Raw genomic sequence first — 26606 nt, forward strand, 5'->3', positions numbered from 1 at the left:
GCCGCCGCTTCGGGTTTTTCCGGCTCAGAGGAACGACTTCATGACATTCATGCGCAACATGGCCGGCTTGCTGCTCGGCAGCGCGCTGCTGTGCAACGCGGCATCTGCGCTGGCCGGCGGCAGCTACGCGATGACGGTGTACGGCGAGGCGCCGAAATACCCCGCCGGCTTTCACCACTTCGATTTCGTCAATCCCGACGCACCAAAGGGCGGCTCGCTCAGCCGCGCCTCGATGGAAATCGGTCAGTACAACTACATCACCCCGTATGCCGATCAGGGCATTTCCGTGGTGCAGGTCAACGACTGGGTGTATTCGCCGCTGGCGTTCCGTTCGCTGGACGAGCCCTACACCGTCTACGGTCTGGTGGCGCAATCCATGGAGCGCGACCCCGGCGGCCTGTGGGTGCGTTTCAACCTGAATCCCGAGGCGCGTTTCGCCGACGGCACACCGATCACCGCCGAGGACGTGCGCTACACCTTCGAGCTGTTGATGACCAAGGGCAGCCTGAGTTATCGCCAGCAATACGCCGACGTGCAGGACGTGCTGATCGAAGGCCCGTGGCAGATTCGCTTCACCTTCAAGAACAACCTCAACCGCACGCTGGCGCTGGATCTGGCGTCGCTGCGACCGGTGCCCGAACACTGGTGGAAGACCCGCGACTTCGCCAACGGCGGCGGTTTCGAACCCCCGCTGGGCAGCGGCCCGTACCGGGTGAGCAAGGTCGATGCGGGGCGCAGCATCAGTTTCCAGCGTGATCCGCACTGGTGGGGCAAAGACCTGCCAGTCAGTCGCGGCATGTACAACTTCGACAGCCTGACCGTGAATTTCTACGGCGACACCGACGTCGCCCGGCAACTGCTGCAGGCCGGCGCGTTCGACTACAACCGCGAGTTTTCCTCGTCTGGCTATGTGGTCGGCTACGACAGCCCGGCCCTGCGCGACGGACGCCTGCAACAGGCGATTCTCGCCCCGGACAAACCGACCAGCGCCCAGGGTTTTGTGTTCAACCTGCAGAACCCGCTGTTCAAGGATCGCCGCGTGCGTCAGGCGCTGAGCCTGCTGTGGGATTTCGAGTGGACCAACAAGCAGATGATGCGCGGCTTCTACGTGCGCCAGAACAGCTACTGGCCGAAGAGTGAAATGGCCGCCACCGCACTTCCCGACGCCGGGGAACTGGCGATCCTCGAATCGCTGCGCGGACAGATTCCGGACGAGGCTTTCAGCCGGGTCTATCAGGCGCCTAAAACCGATGGCAGCGGCTACATCCGCGACAAGCAGTTGCAGGCATTAAAGCTGCTGGCCGAAGCCGGATGGACGCCGAAAAACAATCGGCTGGTGAACGCCGCCGGCGAGCCATTCGAATTCACCTTCCTCGACGGCCAGGGCGGCTTTGACCGCATGCTGCTGCCGTACAAACGCACCCTGGCGCAGATCGGCATCACCCTGAATCTGCGACGCATCGATTCGGCGCAATACATCAACCGGCTCAACGCCCGGGACTACGACATGATCGTCACCAGTTTCCCGCGCAGCGGCGATCCGATCGTCTCGCCGGGCCGCGAGTTGTACAGCCTGTACGCCTCGCAGAGCGCCACGCAGGTCGGCAGTTCCAATTCCATGGTGCTGACTGATCCGGCAGTGGACCAACTGATCGATGGCCTGGTGCAGGCCAATACCCGCGACGCCATGGTGCGTTACGCCCGCGCCCTCGACCGGGTGCTGCAATGGGGTGACTACATGATTCCCAACTACTACTCCAAAGGCACGCCGACGGTGTATCAGAACCGCTTCGGCATGCCGCCGGTGCAGCCGATCTACAGCGAAGGCCTCGACACCTGGTGGGAGGTCTCGACCAAGCCGCTGACCAACCAGCAAATGAGTGCCTTGCACCAACTCGCGGGGGGCAGTGACATGTGGCGCTATCTGAGTCGACGTCTGTTGCTGATCATCCCGACGCTGCTGTGCATTCTGGTGGTCAACTTCGTCATCGTGCAGGCCGCGCCCGGCGGCCCGGTGGAACAGGCCATCGCCCGCCTGCAAGGCTTCGGCGGGCACAGCATGGGCGGCGCCAGCGAGGTGACCGCCATCGGCGGTGCCGGGCGCAGCAGCCGTGGCCTGGACCCGGCGCTGATCGAAGAAATCAAACACCACTACGGCTTCGACAAACCGATGCACGAACGCCTGTGGCTGATGCTCAAGAACTACGCGCAACTGGACCTGGGCAGCAGTTTCTTTCGCGGTGCGAAGGTGACGGATCTGATCGTACAGAAACTACCGGTATCGCTGTCCCTCGGCCTGTGGGCAACCTTGATCACCTACCTGATCTCGATCCCGCTGGGCATTCGCAAGGCGATCCGAAATGGCAGCGCATTTGATGTCTGGAGTAGCACGGCGATCATCGTCGGCTACGCAATGCCGGCGTTTCTGTTCGCGATCCTGTTGATCGTGGTGTTCGCCGGGGGCAGCTACGTCAACTGGTTTCCGGTGCAGGGGCTGGTCTCGGACAACTTCGACAGTCTGAGCCTGTGGGGCAAGGTCGGCGACTACCTCTGGCACCTGGTGTTGCCGGTGACGGCGCTGGTGATCGGCGGTTTTGCGACGCTGACGATCCTGACCAAGAACAGCTTCCTCAACGAGATCAGCCGCCAGTACGTGATCACCGCACGCGCCAAGGGGCTGACCGAAAGACGCGTGCTCTACGGCCATGTGTTTCGCAACGCGATGCTGCTGGTGGTGGCCGGTGTGCCGTCGGCGTTGATCGAGGTGTTTTTCGCCGGTTCCCTGCTGATCGAAACCATCTTCAACCTCGACGGCCTCGGGCGCATGAGCTACGAAGCGGCGGTGTCACGGGACTACCCGGTGGTGTTCGGCACGCTGTTCCTGTTCACCCTGTTCGGCCTGTTGATCAAGCTGATCGGCGACCTCTGCTACACCCTGCTCGACCCGCGCATCGACTTTTCGGCGAGGACTGCCTGATGTTCACACTCTCCCCTCTGGGCCGGCGGCGCATCGCGCAATTCAAGGCCAACCGTCGCGGGCGCTGGTCGCTGTGGCTGTTCATCGGGCTGTGCCTGATCTGCCTCGGCGGCGAACTGATCGCCAACGACAAGCCGCTGGTGATCCGCTACCACAACGCCTTTTACTTCCCGATCCTCAGCGATTATCAGGAAACCGATTTCGGCGGCGAACTGCCGTTCCAGCCGGATTACGCCAGCAATTACGTACACAGGCTGATCGAGGATCAGGGCGGCTGGATGCTGTTCCCGCCGATCCCGTTCAGCTACGACACGGTCAATTACGACCTCACGGAACCAGCACCGAGTCCGCCGTCCTCCAGCAACTGGCTGGGCACCGACGATCAGGCGCGGGACGTGTTGGCGCGGGTGATCTTCGGCACACGAATTTCGATTCTGTTTGCGCTGATCCTCACCGCCGTCAGTGCGCTGGTCGGCATCGTCGCCGGGGCGTTGCAGGGTTACTACGGCGGTTGGGTCGACTTGCTCGGGCAACGGGTGCTGGAGATCTGGTCGGGGCTGCCGGTGTTGTACCTGCTGATCATTTTGTCCGGGTTCGTCTCGCCGAGTTTCTGGTGGCTGCTGGGGATCATGGCGCTGTTTTCCTGGCTGGCACTGGTGGACGTGGTGCGCGCCGAGTTCCTGCGTGGGCGCAGCCTGGAATACGTCAAGGCCGCGCGGGCGCTGGGGCTGACGGACAGCGAACTGATGCGCCGGCACATTCTGCCCAACGCCATGACCTCCACCCTCACCTACCTGCCGTTCATTCTGACCGGCGCCATCGCCACCCTCACCGCACTGGATTTTCTCGGCTTCGGCATGCCCGCCGGCACCGCGTCGCTGGGGGAACTGATCGGCCAGGCCAAGCGCAATCTGCAAGCGCCGTGGCTGGGGCTGACGGCGTTTTTTGCCCTGGCGCTGATTCTGTCCTTGCTGGTGTTTATCGGCGAAGCCTGCCGTGACGCGTTCGATCCGCGATCCTGATCCCCGGAGCTGAAATGACCGATAACCTGATTGAAATCCGCGACCTGCGCGTCGCCTTCGCCGGGCATGAAGTGGTGCACGGCGTAAACCTCGACATCCGCCGTGGCGAGTGCCTGGCACTGGTCGGCGAATCCGGCTCGGGCAAGTCGGTGACGGCGCACTCGATCCTGCGTTTGCTGCCGGCCAAGACCGTCAGCAGCACGGGCAGCATCCGCTACAACGGCGTGGACTTGCTGCACGCCAGCGAAAATCAACTGCGCAGCTTGCGCGGCAATCGCATCGCGATGATTTTCCAGGAGCCGATGACCTCGCTGAACCCGTTGCACACGGTGGAGAAGCAGATCAGCGAAGTGCTGGAGATCCACAAGGGGCTCAAGGGTCGCGCCGCTCGCCAGCGCACGCTGGAGCTGCTGGAACTGGTGGGCATTCGCCAACCGTTGCAACGGTTGAAGGCCTATCCGCACCAGCTCTCCGGCGGCCAGCGGCAACGAGTGATGATCGCCATGGCGCTGGCCAACGAACCCGAATTGCTGATCGCCGATGAGCCGACCACGGCGCTGGACGTGACCGTGCAGCAGAAGATTCTGGAACTGCTGATCGAGTTGCAGCAACGCCTCGGCATGTCGCTGCTGCTGATCAGTCATGACCTCAATCTGGTGCGGCGCATCGCCCAACGGGTGTGCGTGATGCGCCACGGGGAAATCGTCGAACAGGCCGATTGCGAAACGCTGTTCCGCACCCCGCAGCATCCTTACAGCCGCCTGCTGATCGAGGCGGAACCATCCGGCGCGCCGGTGCCAAGCCGCTACGATCACAACCTGCTGGAGGTGGACGATCTGAAAGTCTGGTTCCCGCTGCCCAAGGCGCTGTTCAGCCGCACCCAGGAATACATCAAGGCGGTAGACGGCGTGAGTTTTCGTCTGCAACGGGGCAAGACCCTGGGCATAGTCGGCGAGTCCGGCTCGGGCAAGTCGACGCTGGGCCAGGCGATTCTGCGGCTGGTGGAATCCGAGGGCGATATTCGGTTCGGCAACAAGCAATTGAGCCTGCTCAATCAGCGTTTGATGCGCCCGTTGCGCCGGCAGATCCAGGTGGTGTTCCAGGATCCGTTCGGCAGCCTCAGCCCACGGATGTCGGTGCAGCAGATCATCGCCGAAGGCCTGCTGACCCACGGCATCGGCACGGCCGAGGAACGTGAGGCAGCGGTGATCCGCGTGCTGGAGGAAGTGGGCCTCGACCCGCAGAGCCGCCATCGCTATCCCCACGAATTCTCCGGCGGCCAGCGCCAGCGCATTTCCATCGCCCGGGCGCTGGTGCTGGAACCGGCGCTGATTCTGCTCGACGAGCCGACCTCCGCGCTGGACCGCACGGTACAGAAACAGGTGGTGGAATTGCTGCGACAGTTGCAGATCCGCCATGGCTTGACGTACCTGTTCATCAGTCATGACCTGGCGGTGGTGCATGCGCTGGCGCATGACTTGATGGTGATCAAGGATGGCAAGGTGGTGGAACAGGGAGCGTCGCGCGAGATTTTTGCGGCGCCGCAGCATGCCTATACCCAGGCGTTGCTCAAGGCTTCCGGGCTCGTGCAGGCACGCCAAATTGAGGGATCTGCAACGGCTGCAAAAATTTTCTCATGAGCCCTGCATCCAAACCGTTCCGTCACGGGTAGTCCCTGTAACAGCCCTCTTTCGGCTGTCAGCGGTTTACCCTTTTCGGAGAAACACTGATGAACATCACCCAATTGATTGGCCTCACCGGTTTGCTCGCTGTCGCCTCGACAAGCTTTGCCCAAAGCAGTTATCCCGACGCGATCAAGGTGCCGGACGGCCACAAGATCGCCCTGGAGACCACGGGGGTCGGCGAGATCACCTACGAATGCCGGGACAAGGCCAATGTCGCCGGCCAGACCGAGTGGGTGTTCGTCGGCCCGAAAGCGGTGCTCAACGATCGCAGCGGCAAGCAGGTCGGCACCTACTTCGGCCCGCCCGCCACCTGGCAGGCGCAGGACGGTTCGAAAGTCACCGGCACGCAACTGGCCGTTGCCCCCTCAAGTCCGGGCAACCTGCCCTATCAACTGGTCAAGGCCAACCCCGCTGAAGGCAAAGGCGCGATGAGCGGCGTGAGCTACATCCAGCGCGTCGCCCTCAAGGGCGGTGTGGCGCCGGGCAGCGAATGCACGGCCGCAAACAAGGGTAAACAGGAAGTGGTGAAGTACCAGGCCGATTACATTTTCTGGGCGGCGAACTGAGCCTGACTGGACGTTTGGTCGATGCTTGCTAGATTGCAGGACATGCCCTTGCCCGAAAACCTGTTCGATTACGAAGCCCGCCTCGCCGCCTGTTCTCGCGGCGAGCGCGAGGCCCTGCGCGAATTGTACGTGCAGGAAGGTCCGCGGCTGCTCGGTGTGGCCCGGCGTCTGGTGCGTGATACGGCGCTGGCGGAGGACATCGTCCATGATGCGTTCATCAAGATCTGGGCCGGCGCGTCGGGGTTCGATCCGGCGCGCGGTTCGGCCCGCGGCTGGATGTTCAGCGTGACCCGGCATCTGGCGCTGAATGTGTTGCGCGATCATGGCCGGGAAACTCCGCTGAACGACAACAACGAATCACTGGCGAGTGATGACGGCTTCGACACGCTGGCGCAATCGACGCGCATCCACCGCTGCCTGCATCAACTGGAACCGCAACGGCGCCGCTGCATCCTTCACGCCTACGTCGACGGTTACAGCCACGCGCAGATCGCCCAACGCCTCGATACGCCGCTGGGCACCGTCAAAGCCTGGATCAAACGCAGCCTCAATGCGTTGCGGGAGTGCATGGGATGACCACCGAATCGGCGCAGGAACGCGATGAACTGGCGGGCGAATACGTGCTTGGCACGCTCTCGGCCGAAGAACGCGCCGAAGTGCAGCGACGCCTGCCGAACGAGCCCGAGCTGCAAGCGGCCGTGGATGCCTGGGAACGGCGTCTGCTGGAACTGACCGACCTCGCCTCGGCGCATCAGCCCTCGTCGCAGTTGTGGCAACGCATTGAACGCAGTGTCGGGCAACTCGCCCATAAGATGGCGCCAGAGATTTCATGGTGGAACCGCCTGTCACTGTGGCGCGGTTTGAGCGCTGCCGGGTTGGCCGCAACCTTGTTATTGGGTTCGATCCTGTTGACGCAGACCACGCCGAAACCGAGTTATCTGGTAGTACTGGTCGCCCCGCAGGACAAGGCGCCGGGCTGGGTGATTCAGGCCAGCAGTCCCCGGGAGATTCAGTTGATTCCGCTGGGCGTGGTCGAGGTGCCGGCCGACAAGGCGCTGGAGTTCTGGACCAAGGCCGACGGCTGGCAAGGCCCGGTGTCACTGGGACTGGTCAAGCCGGGGCAAGCGCTGTCGATTCCGTTGGACAAGCTGCCGCCGCTGCAACCTAACCAGTTGTTCGAGCTGACGCTGGAAGGCGCCAATGGTTCGCCGATCGGCAAACCCACCGGGCCGATCCAGGCGATTGGCCGAGCGGTGAAGGTGCTCTGAAGAACCATCATCGGCGTCGATGTTCACCATCACGTCAATGAAGTTCTCTTAAAAAATCCCGGGCGTAACATCTGCTCCATACCAAACAAACAACACCCCCGGAGCACAAAATCATGAAACGCCAAGTCATCCTCAGCATTGCCCTTTCGGTTCTGGCCTTCAACGCATTTGCCGCCAAACCTGCCCACACCATGATCGCCGAAGGCGGTTCGGATCGCCTGATCGAACAGCGCGTTGCCGAGGGTGGTTCGGATCGTCTGCTGGAACGTCGCGTCGCCGAAGGTGGTTCGGATCGTCTGCTGGAACGTCGCGTCGCTGAAGGTGGTTCGGATCGTCTGCTGGAACGTCGCGTCGCTGAAGGTGGTTCGGATCGTCTGCAAGAGCGCCGCGTTGCTGAAGGTGGCTCGGATCGTCTGCTGGAACGTCGCGTTGCTGAAGGTGGCTCGGATCGTCTGCAAGAACGTCGCGTTGCTGAAGGTGGTTCGGATCGTCTGATCGAACGCCGCGTTGCCTGAATGAAGGGCTTTACCGCAGCAATCCAGAAAAAACCCGGCTCCCGTCAGCCGGGTTTTTTTACGTCTTTTTTTCCCCTTCAGTCCCTGGCCATGCAGCGCCGATAGCGCTCATCGACCCGTTTGGCGAACCACGCAGTGGTCAGTTTGCGGGTGATCTTAGGGCTCTGCAGAACGATCCCCGGCAGCACCGCCCGGGGCAATGATTTGCCTTCTGCCTTGTCCGCCAGTTCGAAGACCCGTTGATACAGCCTGGTCTCCTCGAATCCCAGCGTGTTGCCCTTCTCCAATTGGTCACGGATCTGTGGATTGCGCATACCCAATGACTTGCCGAGCCTGCGCACCGCCAGTTCGGTCGTGCCCGGCATGATCGAGTCATAGCGGATCAGGTCGCCATCCAGTTCCAGTGGAACGCCCGAGGCGCGACTGACTGCATTCTGAAACGCCGCGTTGCGACTGGCGTACCACCCGGCATTGAAGTCGGCGAAGCGGTACAGCGGCTCGCGATAACTCACCGGATACCCCAGCAAATGGGCGATGCCGAAATACATGCCGCCACGACGCGTGAACACCTCATGGCGAATCGTGCCGCTCACCGGGTACGGATAACCCTTGGCATGCTGTTCGGCGAATTCGATGCTGACCTGCATGGGTCCCGCGGTGTGCACCGGGTTGAAGCCGCCAAACAGCGTGCGCCCCATCGGCACCATGCCGATGAAGTCATCAAAAATACCGCTCAGGTCTTTCTCGGTGCGTGCTGCGCTCAGGCGTTCGCTGTAAGTCTTGCCGTTGGGCGAGCGCACTTGCAAGGCGCCGCTGACCAGCAGGCTCGGGATGTGGACCTTGGCCGCGCGCCGGTCGATCTCGTCGCGGGCAATCTTGCCCAGGCCGGGCACCGACGGATCGACCTGAAAGTTGGATTCCTGCTCGGCGACGGCCAGCACCGAACACAGGTTTTGCGTGGTCGGGCTGATGCCCTGGGCGGCGAACGCGGTGTAGATGTCCGTGGCCCAGCCTTGGCGGTCGGCGGTTTTCGCTGGCAGCAAACGCACGATCTGCGCCTTGACCTCGGCCGGCGAACGCGGGGCCGGTTCCTGCCCGCGTTGGCCTGCGCAACCGGCCAGCACCAGCAATGCAGCGAGGCTGACGAATAATCGAGGGGTGTGCATAACGCTTCATCCAGTCCGTTGAGGCGGGTTAACCCTACGCTCAATCGCAGGGTGCAGGATAGGACTGCGGGCCGGCGGCGCTGTTCCATCGTCCCGTTTGGCAGGCCGACTGGCTGCCCTCGCCTGCTGATCCATACTTGCTGCTGCACACTCAGTGGCAAAGGGCACGCGAGGAGGACAGACCATGAACCGCAGTGACGTTCTGATCATCGGCGCGGGCCCCACCGGACTGGTACTGGCCCTGTGGCTGAGCAAACTGGGCGTGCGGGTGCGCATCATCGACAAGAGCTCCGTACCGGGTACCACCTCACGGGCGCTGGCGGTGCAGGCGCGCACGCTGGAGTTGTACCGGCAACTGGATCTCGCCGAAGCCGTGGTACGCAACGGGCACCGGGTGGCGGCGGCGAATTTCTGGGTCAAGGGCAACCCCGTGGCACAACTGCCCCTCAACCGCATCGGCGAAGGCCTGACGCCTTACGCCTTCCTGGAAATCTACCCGCAGGACGAACACGAGCGGTTGCTGATCGACCGCCTCGAAGACTACGACGTGTTCGTCGAGCGCAATACCACCCTCGAAAGCTTCACGGAAAACGGCGACGGCCTCACCGCACATTTGCGCCTGCCGGATGGCGAGCAAGAGATCTGCCAGGCCTGTTACCTGGCCGGTTGTGACGGCGCCCGTTCGGTCGTGCGCAAAACCCTCGACACCGGTTTCCCCGGTGGCACCTATCAACAGATTTTCTACGTCGCCGACGTGCAGGCCAGCGGCCCGGCGCTCAACGGCGAGTTGCATCTGGACCTGGATGAGGCGGATTTTCTGGCGGTATTCCCGCTGGCCGGCGAAGGCCGTGCGCGGCTGATCGGCACGGTACGCGACGAACGTGCGGATCGCGCCGAAACCCTGGAATTCTCCGATGTCAGCAGCCGCGCTATCGAGCATTTGAACGTGCACATCGAGGACGTCAACTGGTTCTCCACCTACCGCGTGCATCATCGGGTGGCGGATCACTTTCGCAAGGGCCGGGCGTTTCTGCTCGGCGACGCGGCGCACGTGCACAGCCCCGCCGGCGGCCAAGGCATGAACACCGGCATCGGAGATGCGATCAATCTGGCGTGGAAACTCGCGGCGGTACTCAGCGGTGGCGCCACGGCGAAGCTGCTCGACAGCTACGAAACCGAACGCATCGCCTTCGCCCGGCGACTGGTCTCGACCACCGACAAAGTCTTCAGTTTTGTGACTGCCGAAGGCCGGATGGCCGATCTGTTGCGCACGCGACTGGCACCGTTCCTGATCCCGAAAATGGCGTCATTCGAAACCAGTCGCGAGTTCCTGTTTCGCACCGTCTCGCAAATCACCGTCAACTATCGGGGCATGGCGTTAAGTGAAGGCGTGGCCGGGCATGTGCAAGGCGGTGATCGCTTGCCGTGGGCCCATGATGGCGAGGGGGATAATTACGAACCGCTGCGCAATCCATGCTGGCAGGTGCATGTGTACGGCGACACCAGCGACGAGATGATCGCCTGGTGCAATGAACATCACTTGCCGCTGCACGTGTTCGACTGGCGCCCGGCGTTTGAATCGGCGGGACTGGGGCGCAACGGCTTTTACCTGCTGCGCCCGGATACCTACGTGGCGATTGCCGACAACAGCGCGGATCCGAAGGTGATCGAACGGTATTTCCGTGATCACGGGATCCGGCCGTTTTTCAGTTGCCCCTGACGGATCAGATCCCAGCCAGGGCCAGGTCCATCGCGAAGTAGGTGAAAATCAGATCCGCACCTGCGCGTTTGATCGCACCGAGGCTTTCGCGCACCACACGATCCTCGTCGATGGCCCCGGCCTGGGCGCCGAACTTGATCATCGCGTACTCGCCGCTGACCTGATACGCCGACAGCGGCAGGTTCGAGGCTTCACGGATGTCACGGATGATGTCCAGGTACGCGCCGGCCGGTTTGACCATCAGCGCATCGGCGCCTTCCTGCTCGTCGAGCAACGATTCACGCAGGGCTTCGCGGCGGTTCATCGGGTTCATCTGATAGCTTTTGCGGTCGCCTTTCAGCGCGCTGCCACCGGCCTCGCGGAACGGGCCGTAGAGCGCCGAGGCGAATTTGGTCGAGTAGGCCATGATCGGAATCTGCGTGAAGCCGGCATCGTCCAGTGCCCGGCGAATCGCCCGCACCTGACCGTCCATCGCGGCCGACGGTGCGATTACATCGGCACCGGCGCGCGCTGCCGCGACCGCTTGTTTGCCGAGGTTGATCAGGGTCTGGTCGTTGTCGACTTCATGGTTGTGCATCACGCCGCAATGGCCGTGGTCGGTGTATTCGCAGAAGCAGGTGTCGGACATCACGATCATTTCCGGCACGGCGTCCTTGGCGATCCGCGACATGCGCGACACCAGACCGTTTTCACGCCAGGTGTCGCTGCCGTTGGCGTCCAGATGATGGGATACGCCAAAGGTCATCACCGACTTGATCCCGGCCCGGGCGTAACGCTCGATCTCGCTGGCCAGTTTGCGCTCCGGAATGCGCATCACACCGGGCATGCTCTTGATCGGCACGAAGTCGTCGATCTCTTCCTCGACGAAAATCGGCAGCACCAGATCGTTGAGCGAAAACTCGGTTTCCTGGAACAGGCTGCGCAGGCTCGCATTGCGGCGCAGACGGCGTGGACGTGCTTCGGGGAACTGACTGGACATGGGGCCTTTCCTGAAAACGGGCAGATGAGACGAAAGTCGTAGGGGGCGAAGCTTATGCCTTGCGGGGGACGGGGTACAAACCTGGATCAATCAACAGTGCATTACCGGGCGCGCAATAATCCGCGCACCCGGCTCCCACAGGGTTATGAGGGAATGGTCAGCCCGCGCACCACGGCCGGCCGCGCCAGAAAACGCTCCAGTACCCGGGTGACGTTCGGGAAGTCCTTGATGCCGACCAGATCGCCCGCCTCGTAGAACCCGATCAGGTTGCGCACCCACGGAAACGTGGCGATGTCGGCGATGGTGTAGCGCTCGCCCATGATCCAGTCGCGCCCTTCGAGGCGGGCGTTCAGGACGTTGAGCAGGCGTTTGCTTTCGTCGACGTAACGGTCACGGGGACGTTTGTCTTCGTAGTCCTTGCCGGCGAATTTGTTGAAGAAGCCGAGCTGGCCGAACATCGGGCCGATGCCGCCCATCTGGAACATCAGCCACTGAATGGTTTCGTAGCGCAGCGCGCCTTCCTGGGCCAGCAACTGACCGCTCTTGTCGGCGAGATAAATCAGGATCGCACCGGATTCGAACAACGGCAGCGGTTTGTCATCCGGGCCGTGAGGGTCGAGGATCGCCGGGATCTTGTTGTTCGGGTTCAGCGACAGGAACGCCGGGGACATCTGGTCGTTGGTGTCGAACCCCACACGGTGCGGTTCGTAGGGCAGACCGATCTCTTCGAGCATGATCGAGACCTTGACGCCGTTGGGAGTCGGCAGGGAATAGAGCTGAATCCAGTCAGGGTACTGCGCCGGCCATTTCTGGGTGATCGGGAACGCGGACAGATCGGTCATGTGTAGCATCCAGTCACAAAATGAAAGGCCTGAGCATAATCCACGTTTTCCGCTCTGGCTCGGGTTCTTTTTTGCCGTGGACGCCACGCTTACTTAATTCCGCAACATCCTGTCGCTAACCTTCCCTCAAGCCTTTGGGCGATGCCATTAGAGTGCGCCCCGGCAGGCGGATCGAACCAAAAGGCCTGCGGGGGCTCCAAGCAAGCCAATCAAGACAGGGAAAAACACCCGGCCCCGGCAGCCCGCGGTGTAGAGGTTTGTCAGCCTTAACCGAACACGCTGAAGAATCCTGATCTCATGACGAACTTGATGAAAGTCGCCAAACGCTTCAAACATCGCGCCTACGTGGCCCTGCCCTCTCTGTTGGCGGTGAGCGCGCTGTTCCTGTCGCTCGAGTCCAGCGAAAGCCGCGCACAACCGGTGGACGGCACCCAGACCCTGATCTTCCTGCGCCACGGGGAAAAACCTGCCGGCGGCCTCGGCCAGCTCAACTGCCAGGGCCTAAACCGCGCCATCGAGCTGTCGACGCTGCTGCCGGAGAAATTCGGCAAGGCCGACTACGTGTTTGCCGCCAACCCGACGCGCAATGTCGAGGAAGGCGAGCTGGACAATTCCTACAGCTACATCCGCCCCTTGATGACCATCAGCCCCGCCGCGATCAAGCTCGGCCTGCCGGTGAACATCGAGTTCTCGGCCAACGACACCAGCGACCTGGCTCGGGAGCTGACCGCCGACAAGTATCACAACTCGACCATCTACACCGCCTGGTCCCACGGATACCTACCGGAGCTGATCAACAAGGTCGCCGGCAAGGCCGTGGGCGAGAAACAGTCCATCACCGAAGACTGGGCGTCCGGCGACTATGACTCGCTGTACGTGCTGACCCTGACCTGGCACAACGGCAAGGCCAGCCTGCAGAGCCACAGCTACAAGCAGGGGCTGGATAACGGCAAGGTCACTTGCCCGACTTGAGTGTTCTGGAGCCGGTGTCGGGTCTCCGGTTTCAGCGTTTGTGATTCAACCGCTCGCGCAGATACTCGATCACCGCCCCGCGCTCTCCGGCAAACTCGATCCGCGCGCCCTTCTTCTCGCGCTGAAACACATACATCGGGTCGTAATATTCGCGCAGTAATCCCTCGATCCAGCCTCGGTGCAAATCCACTGCGCCGTTGCGCCCCTGCTCTGCCAATGCGTCTTCCATCAACAGCAGCATCCTTCGGTGGCGTTCGCCGCCCAGACGTTTCTGCACATTGTTCAGGCTCTCGAGCAACCGTTCAGAGAACAGTGCAAAACCCTGCTCGCCGTGCACTGCCGAAAACTCGGCCGACAGGTCCACCACGTAATCGCGCAAAATGCGCTGCACCCGATCTTCAAAACTGTCCTCCAGCCAGACCATCGGGTATTGCTGCATGCCCTGATACAACGGCAGCGGCAAGGCGCAGCTGCCGACCATCCGGCTCTCGTCTTCGAGCACGAACTGGCCGATGCCGGCGTCACGTTTCCTGAGGAGGTCGATGGCCAGGCGGTTTTCGAAATCAATGTTCGACGGTTGCCCCGTGGCGCGTTTGCCGAAGCTTGAGCCGCGATGATTGGCGTGGCCTTCCAGATCCAGACCGTTGTCCAACTGCACCAACAGTTCGGTCTTGCCGGTGCCGGTCATGCCGCCCAACAACACGAAATCGCACTGAGTCACGGCTTGCTCGAGGGTGTCGATCAGGAAATTGCGCAGCGCCTTGTAGCCGCCACGGATGCGCGGATAGTCGATCCCGGCCTCGCTCTTGAGCCATTGCCGGGTGATCTGCGAACGCAAGCCGCCGCGAAAGCAATAGAGATAACCGTCGGGATGGGCCCGGGCAAACTCGGCCCAGGCCTCGATACGTTCGGCCTTCACCGCGCCGGACACCAAGCGGTGGCCCAGTTCGATGGCAGCGTGTTGGCCATGCTGCTTGTAGCAAGTGCCGACCTTCTGCCGCTCCAGATCATTCATCAGCGGCAGATTGACCACGCCGGGGAACGCACCTTTGTGAAACTCGACCGGCGCGCGAACATCCATCAGCGGTCGGTCGTTGAGGAAAATATCCCGGTAATCGCCGTAGTCAGGGTCCATCAAGACACCTCGACGGCGTGGGTCTGTCGCTCGACCAGTTCGCCAATCGGTTCCAGGCTCAAGCCCAGTTCCGCCGCCACGGCAAGGAATTCGGCGTTGCCTTGCGGGGTCACGGCCACCAGCAACCCGCCGCTGGTCTGCGGGTCGCACAACAGCCGTTTGTGCAGTTCCTGCACCCGCCCGAGTCGGTCCGAATAGCTGTCGAAATTGCGCAAGGTGCCGCCCGGCACACAGCCCTGTTCGAGGTAATACTCGACGCTGTCCAGACGCGGCACCCGGTCATAGACGATGCGTGCGGTGAGGTGGCTGCCGTCAGCCATTTCCACCAGATGCCCGAGCAGGCCGAAACCGGTGACGTCGGTCATCGCGGTGACCCCGGCCAGTTTGCCGAAGCGACTGCCGGGTTTGTTCAGCGTACACATCCAGTCCCGGGCCAGACCGATATCGGCGTTGCGCAACTTGCCCTTCTTTTCGGCGGTGGTGAGGATGCCGATCCCCAGCGGTTTGGTCAGGTACAGCAGGCACCCGGCGGTGGCCGTGTCGTTGCGCTTCATGAAGCGTTTTTCCACCAGTCCGGTGACAGCCAGACCGAAGATCGGCTCCGGCGCATCGATCGAATGCCCGCCCGCCAGGGGAATTCCCGCCGCATCGCATACCGCGCGACCGCCACGAATCACTTCGCGCGCGACTTCCGGTGCCAGCACGTTCACCGGCCATCCCAGAATGGCAATGGCCATCAATGGATCGCCGCCCATGGCGTAGATATCGCTGATCGCATTGGTCGCGGCAATCCGACCGAAATCGAACGGATCATCGACGATCGGCATGAAGAAGTCGGTGGTCGACACCACGCCGCGCTCGGCATCGATCTCGTACACCGCCGCGTCATCACGCGAGGCGTTGCCGACCCACAGTTTCGGATCAAGGTTCTGCGCCCCGCTGCCGGCGAGGATCACCTCCAGCACTTTGGGCGAAATCTTGCAGCCACAACCGGCGCCGTGGCTGTACTGGGTCAGACGAATGGGCTCGCTCATCGGGGCAATCTCCGGGAAGGGACAGGGGCGAATTCTAGCAGAGGGTTTGGCGGGCAAAAAAAACCGCCCTTTCGGGCGGCTAAAGTGCTTCGACCATGATCAGAAGCTCTGGCTGAAGCTGATGGTCATCGCGCTGTCGTTGTTGTCGCTGGACACCTGACCCGAGTAGCCGATGCCGAGCTTGCCGGTCGGGCTGATCTGGAAGTCCACGCCGGCTTCGAGCAGCGCACTGTCCTTGGCAATCGGCACGCCCTGGGTGCTGAACGACGCGCCGCCGTCGATGAAGGTCAGGTCGGCGTCAGGTTTGGTGTCGCCGTAGGCATGCCGCCAGCCGATCGCCGCCCGTGGCGTGAGTTGGCTGCCGTTGGCCAGGGTCACCAACTTGCCGATGCGTACGCCGAGGGTCGAGTAGGTGATGTCCTGATCGGCATCGCCTTTCAGGCGCCCCACTCCGCCTTTTTCCTTGGCGGTGTCGCTGTCGTAGTTGACGTAGGCCAGGCCGGCGAACGGTTCGATGGCCACGCCTGCCGCATTGATGGCGTAACCCACTTCGCCGAACACCTGGGCACTGCGGGCATCGTAGTCAGCCTTCAGGCGATCGTTGTAGGCACCGACGCTGACGTCGCGTTTGGTCTCGATGCTGTGCCAGCTGTAAGCCGCGCCGAGGCGCACGGCCAGTGCATCGAACTGCGAACTCAGGTAACCCGCCAGGTGGTAGCTGTCGACCTTGGCATCGGAGTTGCGATCATGGGCGTTGAGATTGCCACGGGTGTAGCCCGCTGCCATCCCGGCGCGCCATTGATCGTCGAGTTGCTTGTCCGTGCCGAGCATGAAACCGCCGAGGCTGCGATCGACTTTCGCCGTGTTGCTGTCGCCGCCCATGTCGCCCCAGGCGCCAATGGCCCGGGCCCAGCCGACCATTTCACCGTGGCAGCCGTTGCTGCTCAGTTGGGTGTCGCTCGGTGCCAATGTACGGTGTGGATCATCCGATGCGCTGCAGGTCGGTTGACGCATACGGTCATTGACTGCTTCACGCACAAAGCGTGAATCCTCGAGAACCGCGCTCGCGGTGCTGGCATGGATCTCCCCGGACAGGTTGTCGAAAGCATGACGCGCGCCGGCCACGCTGAGGTTGACGATCTCGTTCTGCAACGCAGCACCCGCCGGCCCGTTGCTCATCAACGCCGAGGCGGTGTTGCGCTGGTTACTCGTGGCGGCGACGTCGGCGAACGAATTGCCGTTGCGGCTGACCACCAGGTTCACCGCGTCAGGGCTGTACACCAGCGCCGTGTCGAGGAACGCATATTGCGGCAGATCGGCTGCGCTGAAGGTGCCGGTCACCCCACCGCCGGCGGTGATCAGCGAATACACGGTGTTGCCGGTGAACGGCGCCAGGCTGTTCACTTGCAGGCCACCGCCCAGGGTTGCAGTGCCACCGACAGCCAGAGGCGTAGCGGTGGGCGAGCTGACGGTCAGGGCCAGTACACCGTCGGCAGCGTTGGTCAGGTTACCCGCCACACTCAAGGTGCCGTCTGCGCCACCGGAGGCCACCACACCGTGGTTGACCACCGAACCGACGCTGCCGTTACCGCTCAGGGCCGCGCCGTTGGCCACGGTCACTTGTCCGCCCAGGGAGGCCCGCGCTGAACGGCTGCCGACCTGCAGCACGCCTTGATCGACCGACACGGTGCCGCTGAACGGTTGATCGCCGGTCAACAGCAAAGTCCCGACGCCACGCTTGGCCAGCGCACCGAGGCCGCTGAGAACACCATTGAACTGGCCATTGGTATTCTGCTGGAACACCAACGAAGCGTTATCGATGATGTTGCCTTGCAGGCTGGTGGTGTTACCGATCAGCGTACCGCCGCTGACCGTGGTGCCACCGCTGTAAGTGTTGGCGCCGGTGAGGATCAGCGTACCGGAGTCCAGTTTTTCGATACCGCCGGTACCGATCAGTGGCACATCAATCTGCGCGCTGGCGCCGGCATTCACGCGGATTGGCGCCGGGGTGCCACCAGGCCCGTTGACCGGGGTCAGCGTGTCGCCGGCATCCGGTTCCAGGCTGTAGCCGTTGACGAGGAATTGCAGCCCGGTGAAGTTCTGGTTGCCTTGGATGGTGACCGTCCCGCCCTGCCCGCCAAACACTGCGAACTGGCCGTTGGAGCCCAGTGCCTGAGTGCCGGTCGGGTCGGTCCAGTTGGTGCCAGGCCCCCACACGCCGTTGCCGCCACCGATGCTGCCGTCCGGGTTGGTCTTGCCACCGTTCCAGAACTGCACTTCGCCCGGCGTGCCTTGCACCAGCAGGTTGACCTGATTGGCCAGCGCAGTTTGCAGGGTCAGATTGGCCGCCGAAACCGGCAGGCTGCCGTAGACCAGACCGTTGTTGGTCAGCGTGCCACCGTAGCTGAACAGCTGATACACCCCGACGCCGAAGCCACCGGCGTTAGTGATGTTCAGCGTGCCGTCGAGGGTCAGGTTGCCGGCGACGTTGACCACGGTCGTGGAGCTGGCGGCCGAGCCGAGGGTGAAGTCCAGATTCGTCCCCGAAGACAACGCCAGTGAACCAACCGACAACGGTGCGGCGTTACCGCCGCCAAGCAGCGTCGCACCGCTGGCCAGTTGCACAGTCCCACCGAATTGACCGCTGCCACCGATCTTCGCACCGCTGGCGACATTGACGTTGGCGCTGTTGAGCACGCCGTTGACGTTGAGCGTACCGGCCTGCACGGCGGTGTTGCCGGTGTAGGTGTTGTTGCCGGTCAGCAGCAAGGCGCCGGTGCCGGTTTTGTTCAGGGTGCCGGCGCCCGTCAGATTGCCGGTGTAGCTGCCGTCGCTGTTCTGCTCGAAGGTCAGCGCCGCGTTGTTGACGATTGCACCTTGCAGGCTGCTGGTGTCGCCACGGGTGCTGCCGCTGTTCAGCGTCGTGCCGCCGCTGTAGGTGTTGGCGCCGCTGAGCACCAGGTCGCCAGCGCCGTTTTTCACCAGGCTGCCGCTGCCGGTGATCGCACCGATCAACGTGGTGTTCTGGTTGCCGGCCAGGGTCAATTGCGCCCCCAGGTTGATGGCGTTGGCCAGTTGCAGCGCAGAGGTGCTGTCGAGGGTGCCGTTGCCCAGCACACTGAGAGCGCCGCTGCTGATCGCGCTGTTGTTGCCCAGAATCAGCGTACCGCCAGACAGCTGAGTACCGCCGCTGTAAGTGTTGCTGCCGTTGAGGGTCAGGCTCGATGCGCCGGTCTTGATCAGACTGCCGCTGCCGCTGACCACACCGCCGAGGGTCAATGCGTTGGAGCCGGCGACGGTGAGTCCGCCATTGAGCACCACATCGTTGGCCAGGCTGACCGCCGTGTTGCTGTCCAGCGCCGTGCCGTTGGCGGCGGTCAATACGCCAGTGCCGAGGGCCGCATTGTTGCCAACCACAATCTTGCCGCCGTTGAGCGCGGTGCCGCCGGTGTAGCCGTTGGCCGCGTTGAGCACCAGGGTGCCGGTGTCGTATTTGCCCAGCGTGCCGGCGCCATTGAGCGCGACGCCCACGGTCGCGGTGACGTTCGGGTCGACCCGCACGGTGGCATTGCCCAGCGAACCGTTGACCAGATTCAACGAACCGGCCGTGCCGTTCTGCAGGCTGTAGCCATCGGTGACGAACTGCATGCCGGTGATGGTTTGCGCGCCATTGACGGTCACGGTGCCCGCCGTGCCCTGGAACACCGCGAAGCTGTTGGTCCAGGCCTGATTGGTCGTGCCGTTGACGTCGGTCCAGTTGGTGGTGCCGGTGCCCCAGGTGCCGCTGCCGCCATCCACCGAACCGTTGGCAACGAGTTGGTTGCCGTCCCAGAACTGCACGGTGACGCCCGGTGCGGTGACCAGCAGGTTGATCTGGTTGGCCAGCGCGGTCTGCAGGGTCAGATCGCCCGGCGTGACGCTGCCCGGCACGGTGCCGATCAGCATGCCGTTGTCGGTCAGGCCGCCGGTGTAGTTGATCAACCGGTACACGCCACTGCCGAAGCCGCCGATGTCGCTGACGTTGAGGGTGCCGTCGAGGGTCAGGTTGCCGCCGACGTTGACCAGCGCGTTGCCGCCACCGGAAACCGGGGCGCCGAGGCCGACGTCGAAGTTTGAGTTGGCGTTGAACACCAGCGAATTCACCGACAGCGTGCTGCCGGTGGCGCCGGCCAGATGGCCGCCGTCCGCCACGGTCACGGCCCCGCCGAGCGAGCCGCCGCCAGTCAGGGTGCCACCGCTGTTGACCAGTACGCTGGCGCTGTCCAGCGAGCCGCTGACGTTCAAGGTGCCGGCGTTGACCGTGGTGTTGCCGGTCAGGCTGTTGAGGCCGGTCAGGGTCAGCGTACCGGTGCCGAGTTTGTTCAATTCTCCCGTACCGGTGAGCACACCGCCGAAAATACTGCTGGCGTTGTTGCCGCCGATGCTCAGCGTGTTGCCGCCGCCGATCAGGGCGGTACCGCTGCCGGTCAGGCTGGCGAGACTGCCCGAGCCGCCGAGGTTGAGGGTCGCCGCAGCGCCGAGATTGACCCCGGCGTTGCTGCCCAGTGCCGAGTTGCCCAGCGTGGTCAGGCTGCCGGCCTGCACATCGAAGGTGCCGCTGAAGGTGTTGTTGCCGGACAGCGTCAGGTCGGCCAGACCGTTCTTGGTCAGGGTGCCCGCCCCGGCAATCACGCCACCCAGGGTCAGGTTGTTGTTACCGGCCACGCTCAGGTTGGCATTGACGTTGACGTTGTTGGCCAGCACCAGCGGCGCAGTGGTGTCGAGGGTCGACGCCCCCGCCACGGTCACCGCGCCGGAGCCCAGGCCCGCCGAGGTACCGAGGGTCACGGTGCCGGCGTTCAGCGTGGTGCCGCCGCTGTAAGTGTTGATGCCATTGAGGGTCAGGTTGGAGGCGCCGTTCTTGATCAGTCCGCCGCTGCCGCTGACCACGCCGCTGAGGGCCACGTCGCTGTTGCCGGTGTTGGTCAGGTTGGCGTTGAGCACCACGTTGTTGCCGAGCGACACCGAGGTGTTGCTGTCCAGCGACGACGCACCGGCCACGGTCAGGTTGCCCAGACCGAGGGCGCCGTTGCTGCCGGCGGTCAGGGTGCCGGCATTGAGGGTGATGCCGCCGAGGAAGTTGTTGGCCCCGCTCAGGATCAGGTTGGCCGCGCCGTTCTTGGTCAGGCTGCCGGCGCCGTTGATGGCCCCGCTGAGTGTCAGATCGTTGCTGCCGACGATGCCGAGGTTGCCCGCCAGGTTGATCGCGTTACCCGCCGTGAAGGCGCCACTGGCATCCAGGGTGGTGCCGTTCGCCGCGTTCAGGGTGGCCGAGCCCAGCGCGCTGTTCGACGCCAGAATCAATCCGCCCGCGTTCAGTGCCACCGGCCCGAGGAAGGCGTTGTTGCCACCGAGGGTCAGGCTGGCCGAACCGTTCTTGATCAAGCCGCCAGTGCCGGAAATGACACCGTTGAGGGTCAGCGCATTGCTGCCGAGTACGGTGAGGTTGCCGTTGAGCGTGGCCGCGTTGGCCAGGGTCACGGCGGTGTTGCTGTCCAGTTGCGTGCCGGCGTTGGCGATCAAAGCGCCAGTGCCCAGGGCGGTGTTGCTGCCGACGACCAATGTGCCGCCATCCAGTTGCGTGCCGCCGGTGTAGCTGTTGGCGCCGTTGAGCACCAGTGTGCCGGCGTCGAGTTTGTTGAGGATGCCGCTGCCGTCGATGTTCACGCCGACCGTGCCGGTCACGCCCGGATCGACCCGCATCGCCGTGGTGCCACCGGTACCATTGACGGCGGTCAACAGCCCCGACGTGCCGTTGACCACGTTGTAGCCATCGGTGAGGAATTGCATCCCGGTGAACAGTTGCGTGCCGTTGACCGACACCGTGCCCGCCGTGCCCTGGAACACCGCAAAGTCGCCGGCCCAGGTCTGGTTCACCGTACCGCTGGAATTGGTCCAGTTGGTGCCGCCGGCAGTCCATGTACCAGTGCCGCCATCCACGGTGCCATTGGCGATCGTCTGGCTGCCGTCCCAGAAACGCAGGTTGGTGTTCGGCGCCGACACCACCAGATTCACCTGGTTACCCAGGGTCTGCACGAGGATGTCGCCGAGGCCGTAACCCACCGGCACACCGGCCACGGTCAGGCCGTTGTCGGTCAGCGCGCCGATGTAGTTGAACAAGCGATAGACACCGACACCGAAACCGCCGGCATCGGTGACGTTGAGGTTACCGTCGAGGGTCAGGTTGCCGCCGATGTTCATCAGCGAGCTGGTCGATGGCGTAGCGAGGCTAGCGTCGACATTACTGTTGGCGGTGAGGATCAGCGACGAGGTGGACAAGGTGTTGCCCGAGGACAACGCCAGATGACCGCCGCTGTTGATGGTGATGAAGCCCAGCGCCGAACCGGTACCCGTGAGGGTGGCGCCGTTGTTGATGTTGAGCTGGGTGCTGGCCAGCGAACCGGTGAGATTCAGCGTACCGGCGTTGACGTTGGTGTTGCCGGTGAGGCCGCTGCTGCCGGTGAGGTTCAGCGTCCCGGTACCGACCTTGGTCAGGGCGCCGCTGCCACCGAGGTCGCCGTCGAAGGTGCTGGTGCTGCTCACGCCGCCCACCGTCAGGGTGTTGCCGCCAGCGATCTGCACACTGCCGCTGCCGCTCAGCCCGGTGAGGCTGGCGCTGCTGTTGAGATAGAGATTGGCGCCGGCGCTGATGTTGGCGCCGGAGGTGTTGCCCAGCGCCCCGCTGCTCACGGTGGTGACGCTGCCGGAGGCGATGTTCAGCGCACCGGTGAAGGTGTTGTTGCCGCTGAGCGTCAGGTCGCCAAAACCGTCCTTGGTCAGGCTACCGGCGCCATCGATCACGCCACTGAGGTTCAGGGTGTTGCTGCCGGCCAGGGTCAGGCCGGCGTTGAGGGTGATGTTGTTGCCGACGCTCATGCCCGTGCTGGTATCCAGCGTCGAAGCGCCGCCGACGGTCAGATCGCCACTGCCCAACGCAGCGGCCGAGCCCAGTGTCAGCGTGCCCGCGTTGAGCGTGCTACCACCGCTGAAGGTGTTGGTGCCGTTGACGGTCAGGTTGGCCGCGCCGTTCTTGATCAACTGGCCTGCGCCGCTGATCACACCGCCGAGGGTCAGGTCCTGGGTGCCGCCGACGCTCAGCGCCGCATTGAGCACCACCGCATTGGCCAGGCTGGCCAGCGGGGAACTGCTGTCGAGGGTTGCCGCACCGCCAACGGTCAAGGCACCGGTACCCAGTGCCGAACTGTTGCCGACGGTCACCGTACCGGCGTTCAGCGTGGTGCCGCCGATGTAGGTGTTGGTGCCGTTGAGGTTCAGGTTGGCTGCGCCGTTTTTCACCAGGCTGCCGGCCCCGGCGACGGTTCCGGTGAGGGTCAGATCGGCAGTGCCGCCGATGTTCATCGCACCGGCCAGGTTGACCTGGTTGCCCAGAGTGACGGCTGTGTTGGTATCCAGTGTGGTGCCGGCCGCTGCGTTCAATGCGCCGCTGCCGATCGCGGTATTGCTGCCGACAATCAGCTTGCCGACGTTGAGTGCGGTGTTGCCGAAATAGGTGTTGGCGCCGTTGAGAATCAGGTCGGCGGGGCCGCTTTTGGTCAGGCCACCGACACCGGAGACCACACCCGCGAGCGTCAGCGCGTTGCTGCCGCCGATGGTCACGTTACCGCCGAGGTTGACGTTGTTGGCCAGGCTTGTCGTGGTGCTGGCGTCCAGCGTGGTGTTGTTGCCAGCGTTGAGCACGCCGGTGCCGAGGGCGGTGTTGGAGCCGACGATCAGTGTCCCGGCGTTCAGCGACGTCGCACCGGTGTAGGTGTTGTTGCCGGTCAGGGTCAGGGTCGAGGAGCCGGTCTTGATCAGGTTGCTGCCACCACTGATCACGCCACCGAGGGTCAGCGGGTTGGCGCCGCCGGCGGTGAGGTTGGAGTTCAGCGCAATCGCGTTGTTCAGCGTCACGTTGGCGCTGCTGTTGAGCGTTGCGCCCGCCCCGCCCACGGTCAGCGTCCCAGTGCCGAGTGCCGCGCCGTTGCCGACGGTCAGGCTGCCTGCGTTGAGCGCCGTGCCACCGGTGAAGGTGTTGGCGCCGTTCAGGGTCAGGTTGGCCGTGCCGTTCTTGATCAACTGGCTCGCGCCGCTGAGCACGCCGCCCAGGATCATGCCGTTGCTGCCGCCGATGGCCAGGTTGCCGTTGAGGGCGACGTTGTTGTTGAGGATGACCGAAGTGTTGCTGTCGAGGGTCGCGGCGCTGGCGACGGTCAGGGCGCCGCTGCCCAGTGCGGCGGCGTTGCCGACAGTCAGCGTCCCGGCGTTGAGGGTAGTGCCGCCGCTGAAGGTGTTGGCGCCGTTGAGAATCAGGTTGGCCGCGCCGTTCTTGGTCAGCCCGCCGCTACCGCTGACCACACCGCCAAGGGTCAGGTTGGCGTTGCCGGCGATGTTCAGGTTGCCGCCGAGGGCGACGGCGTTGCTCAGCGCCACCGTGGTGCTGGCGTCGAGGGTAGTGCCCGCCGCCGTGGTCAGTGCGCCGGTGCCGAGCGCGGTGTTGGAGCCGACGATCAGCGTCCCGTTGTTCAGCGCCGTACCGCCGGAGAACGTGTTGTTGCCGCTGAGGGTCAGGTTCGCGGTGCCGCCCTTGATCAGGTTGCCGGCGCCGCTGATGACGCCGCTCAGGCCCAGGGCCTGAGTGCCGCCGATGGTCAGGTCCGACGCCAGTGCAACCGCGTTGGCCAGTGTCACCGCCGTCGTTGCATCGAGGGTGGTGCCGGACGCAGCGTTAAGTGCTCCCGTGCCGAGCGCGGTGTTGCTGCCGACGAACAAAGTGCCGCCGTTGAGCGCGGTGGTGCCACTGTTGGTGTTGTTGCCGGTCAGGGTCAGGCTGGCGCTGCCGCTCTTGGTGATTGCGCCGGTACCGGAGACGATGCCAGAGAGGGTCAGAGCATTGCTGCCGAGCACGTTCAACGCACCGGTGATGCCGACGTTGTTGGCCAGGGTCACGTTGCCGGTGCTGTCGAGGCTGGTGCCGTTGCTGGTATTGAGCACCCCGGTGCCCAAGGCGTTGTTGTTGCCGACGCGCAAGGTGCCGGCGCTGAGGCTGGTGATCCCGGTGTAGGTGTTGATGCCGTTGAGAGTCAGGCTGCCGCTACCGGTTTTGGTCAGGTTGGCGGCGCCGCTGATCACCCCGCCCAGGGTCAGCGCACCGGTGCCGGTCGCGGTCAGGGTGCTGTTGAGCGTGATCGCGTTAGCCAGCGAAATCGGCGCCGTCGCCGAGATGCTCGAAGAACCGCCAACGGTGATGCCGCCGGTGCCGAACGCTTGATTGTTGCCGACCAGCACCACACCGCCGTTGAGCACGGTATTGCCGCTGTACGTGTTGATGCCGCTGAGGTCGATCTGGCCGCTGCCGATCTTGGTCAGGCCGCCAGTGCCGGAGATCACCCCGTTCAGGGTCATGCCGTTGATGCCCTGCAGGGTCAGACCGCCGGCGCCCAGGTTGATCTGGTTGGCCAGCGACAGTCCGGCGTTGCTGGCCTGGAGAATCCCGCCGTTGGACGTCAGCACACCGCTGCCGAACGCCGCGTTGTCGTTGAACTGCGCGACACCGCCATTGAGCGTGGTCGCACCGCTGACCAAGGGCCCCTGCAAGGTCCAGGTGCCGCTGTTGAGGGTCAGGTTGTTGAAGTTGACGTAGACCAGGCTGGATGCCGTGCCGGTGCCGGTGGTGCCGCCGCCAAGGCCGATCGGGTTTTGCAGGATCAGCGTGTTGGTACCGGCTGCGCCGCCATCGATCGTCCCGGTCGGGGCGAAGGTCAGGTTGACGCCGATCAAGCCACCGAGGCCGACGGACAATTGCGCACCGTCACCTTGGTTAACGCTGGAACCTGTGATCGCGTAGAAGGTGTTGGTGCTGCCCGCCCCCATCGACACGCCGCCAGTGATGTTACCGGCGTTGGTGAAAGTATTGCCCGCCACCGACGTCTCGAACGCGACCCGGCCGTTGATCGTGCCGGTGGCGCTGTTGGTCATGTTGACTTGTGAACCGCCATACACCCCGACCACCGGGGTATCGGCCAGGGTGATCCCGCCGACCGACAGCCCGGTCGAGGTAATCGTGCCGTCGTTGGTGATGGTCGTAGTGCCCGACACCGAGTTGTTCACGGCTATCCCCAGACCGTCGATGCTGGTCAGGTTGAGGCCGAGCAGCATGCCGGTACCGCGAATGAGCCCGGTGGTGTTGTTGACGATGCTCACCGTGCTGGTCGCACCGGTGCCGATGAACGCGCCGCCACTGAGGATCGAGACCAGGCCCAGCAAGGCCGGGTCGAGGGTGCCGGAGTTGTTCAGGTTGATGTTGGCCCCGGTCAGGTTGATCACCTTGCCACCCAGGGTCGCGTTCATCTGTGCACCGTTGGTGACGTTGACCGTCAATCCGCTGGTGGCACTGCTGTAATCGTTGAGAAACAGCGGCAGCGTCGGGACGCCCGAACAGGTAATCGTGGAGCCTGCAGCCGAGCAGGTGGCGAACGCCTGCTCACTGACCCCGCCGAACAGTAGCCCGGCGACGCTCAGGTGCACAGCAAGGGAAAGTGGGGAAAAACGCGAAACGAGGGCGACACCAAACCTTGCTTCCACGGGCTACTCCTTTCGTGGCCAATTCATCCTTGAAGGCGTGCAACTGCGGCAAGATCCGACACGCGTATCAAGCGTATGACGGTCATCAGATAAACCGTCTATTCC

General features: G+C 63.6%; 15 protein-coding genes and 1 pseudogene. 10 read left to right on the forward strand and 6 right to left on the reverse strand.

Annotation, left to right across the window (positions count from 1 at the left end; translation table 11 throughout):
• Positions 1 to 40 precede the first annotated feature (40 nt).
• The 8 genes and pseudogenes from IF199_RS30425 to IF199_RS19935 all read left to right on the forward strand — a co-directional run.
• Positions 41 to 1903, forward strand: a pseudogene (locus IF199_RS30425) (extracellular solute-binding protein); the annotation flags it as partial.
• Between the two features lie 9 nt (positions 1904 to 1912).
• Positions 1913 to 2977 carry a microcin C ABC transporter permease YejB gene (locus IF199_RS30430; protein ID WP_085686623.1) on the forward strand — a complete coding sequence of 355 codons (1065 nt, stop codon included), beginning with the start codon at positions 1913 to 1915 and terminating at the stop codon, positions 2975 to 2977.
• Positions 2977 to 3999: an ABC transporter permease gene (locus IF199_RS19910; RefSeq protein ID WP_096823062.1), complete on the forward strand. Its 1023-nt coding sequence runs from the start codon at positions 2977 to 2979 to the stop codon at positions 3997 to 3999. The genes IF199_RS30430 and IF199_RS19910 overlap by 1 nt, the downstream gene beginning before the upstream one ends.
• Before the next feature lie 14 nt (positions 4000 to 4013).
• The gene (locus IF199_RS19915) at positions 4014 to 5639 is read left to right on the forward strand and encodes an ABC transporter ATP-binding protein (protein WP_192558499.1); all 1626 of its coding nucleotides are present in this window, start codon (positions 4014 to 4016) and stop codon (positions 5637 to 5639) included.
• 89 nt (positions 5640 to 5728) lie between these two features.
• On the forward strand, positions 5729 to 6250 hold the full coding sequence (locus IF199_RS19920; RefSeq protein WP_192558500.1) for a DUF3455 domain-containing protein: 522 nt from the start codon (positions 5729 to 5731) through the stop codon (positions 6248 to 6250).
• 42 nt (positions 6251 to 6292) lie between these two features.
• Positions 6293 to 6826 (forward strand): sigma-70 family RNA polymerase sigma factor, encoded by a 534-nt coding sequence (locus tag IF199_RS19925; RefSeq protein ID WP_192560986.1) that lies wholly within the window; start codon positions 6293 to 6295, stop codon positions 6824 to 6826.
• The gene (locus tag IF199_RS19930; RefSeq protein WP_192558501.1) at positions 6823 to 7518 is read left to right on the forward strand and encodes an anti-sigma factor; all 696 of its coding nucleotides are present in this window, start codon (positions 6823 to 6825) and stop codon (positions 7516 to 7518) included. The genes IF199_RS19925 and IF199_RS19930 overlap by 4 nt, the downstream gene beginning before the upstream one ends.
• 113 nt (positions 7519 to 7631) lie before the next feature.
• Positions 7632 to 8033: a hypothetical protein gene (locus tag IF199_RS19935; protein WP_192558502.1), complete on the forward strand. Its 402-nt coding sequence runs from the start codon at positions 7632 to 7634 to the stop codon at positions 8031 to 8033.
• Between the two features lie 77 nt (positions 8034 to 8110).
• Here IF199_RS19935 and IF199_RS19940 read toward each other — a convergent pair whose 3' ends face one another.
• Positions 8111 to 9199 carry a DUF1615 domain-containing protein gene (locus IF199_RS19940; protein WP_192558503.1) on the reverse strand — a complete coding sequence of 363 codons (1089 nt, stop codon included), beginning with the start codon at positions 9197 to 9199 and terminating at the stop codon, positions 8111 to 8113.
• Positions 9200 to 9383: 184 nt separating this feature from the next.
• Between IF199_RS19940 and IF199_RS19945 the strand changes: the two genes are divergently transcribed.
• The gene (locus IF199_RS19945; protein WP_192558504.1) at positions 9384 to 10919 is read left to right on the forward strand and encodes an FAD-dependent oxidoreductase; all 1536 of its coding nucleotides are present in this window, start codon (positions 9384 to 9386) and stop codon (positions 10917 to 10919) included.
• Positions 10920 to 10923: 4 nt separating this feature from the next.
• Here the strand turns inward: IF199_RS19945 and hemB are convergent, their stop codons facing one another.
• Together hemB and IF199_RS19955 are read right to left on the reverse strand one after the other, a co-directional pair.
• Positions 10924 to 11898 carry a porphobilinogen synthase gene (gene hemB, locus IF199_RS19950; protein WP_003223551.1) on the reverse strand — a complete coding sequence of 325 codons (975 nt, stop codon included), beginning with the start codon at positions 11896 to 11898 and terminating at the stop codon, positions 10924 to 10926.
• A gap of 143 nt (positions 11899 to 12041) precedes the next feature.
• Complete coding sequence (locus IF199_RS19955) at positions 12042 to 12740, reverse strand: glutathione binding-like protein (RefSeq protein ID WP_096823070.1); 699 nt, start codon at positions 12738 to 12740, stop codon at positions 12042 to 12044.
• A gap of 297 nt (positions 12741 to 13037) precedes the next feature.
• Between IF199_RS19955 and IF199_RS19960 the strand changes: the two genes are divergently transcribed.
• Positions 13038 to 13712, forward strand: coding sequence for a histidine phosphatase family protein (locus tag IF199_RS19960; RefSeq protein ID WP_096823071.1), 675 nt, complete (start codon positions 13038 to 13040; stop codon positions 13710 to 13712).
• A gap of 31 nt (positions 13713 to 13743) precedes the next feature.
• Here the strand turns inward: IF199_RS19960 and mnmH are convergent, their stop codons facing one another.
• The 3 genes from mnmH to IF199_RS19975 form a co-directional block, all read right to left on the reverse strand.
• Complete coding sequence (gene mnmH / locus IF199_RS19965) at positions 13744 to 14847, reverse strand: tRNA 2-selenouridine(34) synthase MnmH (protein WP_192558505.1); 1104 nt, start codon at positions 14845 to 14847, stop codon at positions 13744 to 13746.
• Complete coding sequence (selD, locus tag IF199_RS19970) at positions 14847 to 15881, reverse strand: selenide, water dikinase SelD (RefSeq protein ID WP_096823073.1); 1035 nt, start codon at positions 15879 to 15881, stop codon at positions 14847 to 14849. The genes mnmH and selD overlap by 1 nt, the downstream gene beginning before the upstream one ends.
• 99 nt (positions 15882 to 15980) lie before the next feature.
• On the reverse strand, positions 15981 to 26501 hold the full coding sequence (locus tag IF199_RS19975; RefSeq protein WP_192558506.1) for an autotransporter-associated beta strand repeat-containing protein: 10521 nt from the start codon (positions 26499 to 26501) through the stop codon (positions 15981 to 15983).
• Between the last annotated feature and the right edge of the window lie 105 nt (positions 26502 to 26606).

The organism is Pseudomonas allokribbensis (assembly GCF_014863605.1).
GTDB classification, from domain to species: domain Bacteria; phylum Pseudomonadota; class Gammaproteobacteria; order Pseudomonadales; family Pseudomonadaceae; genus Aquipseudomonas; species Aquipseudomonas allokribbensis.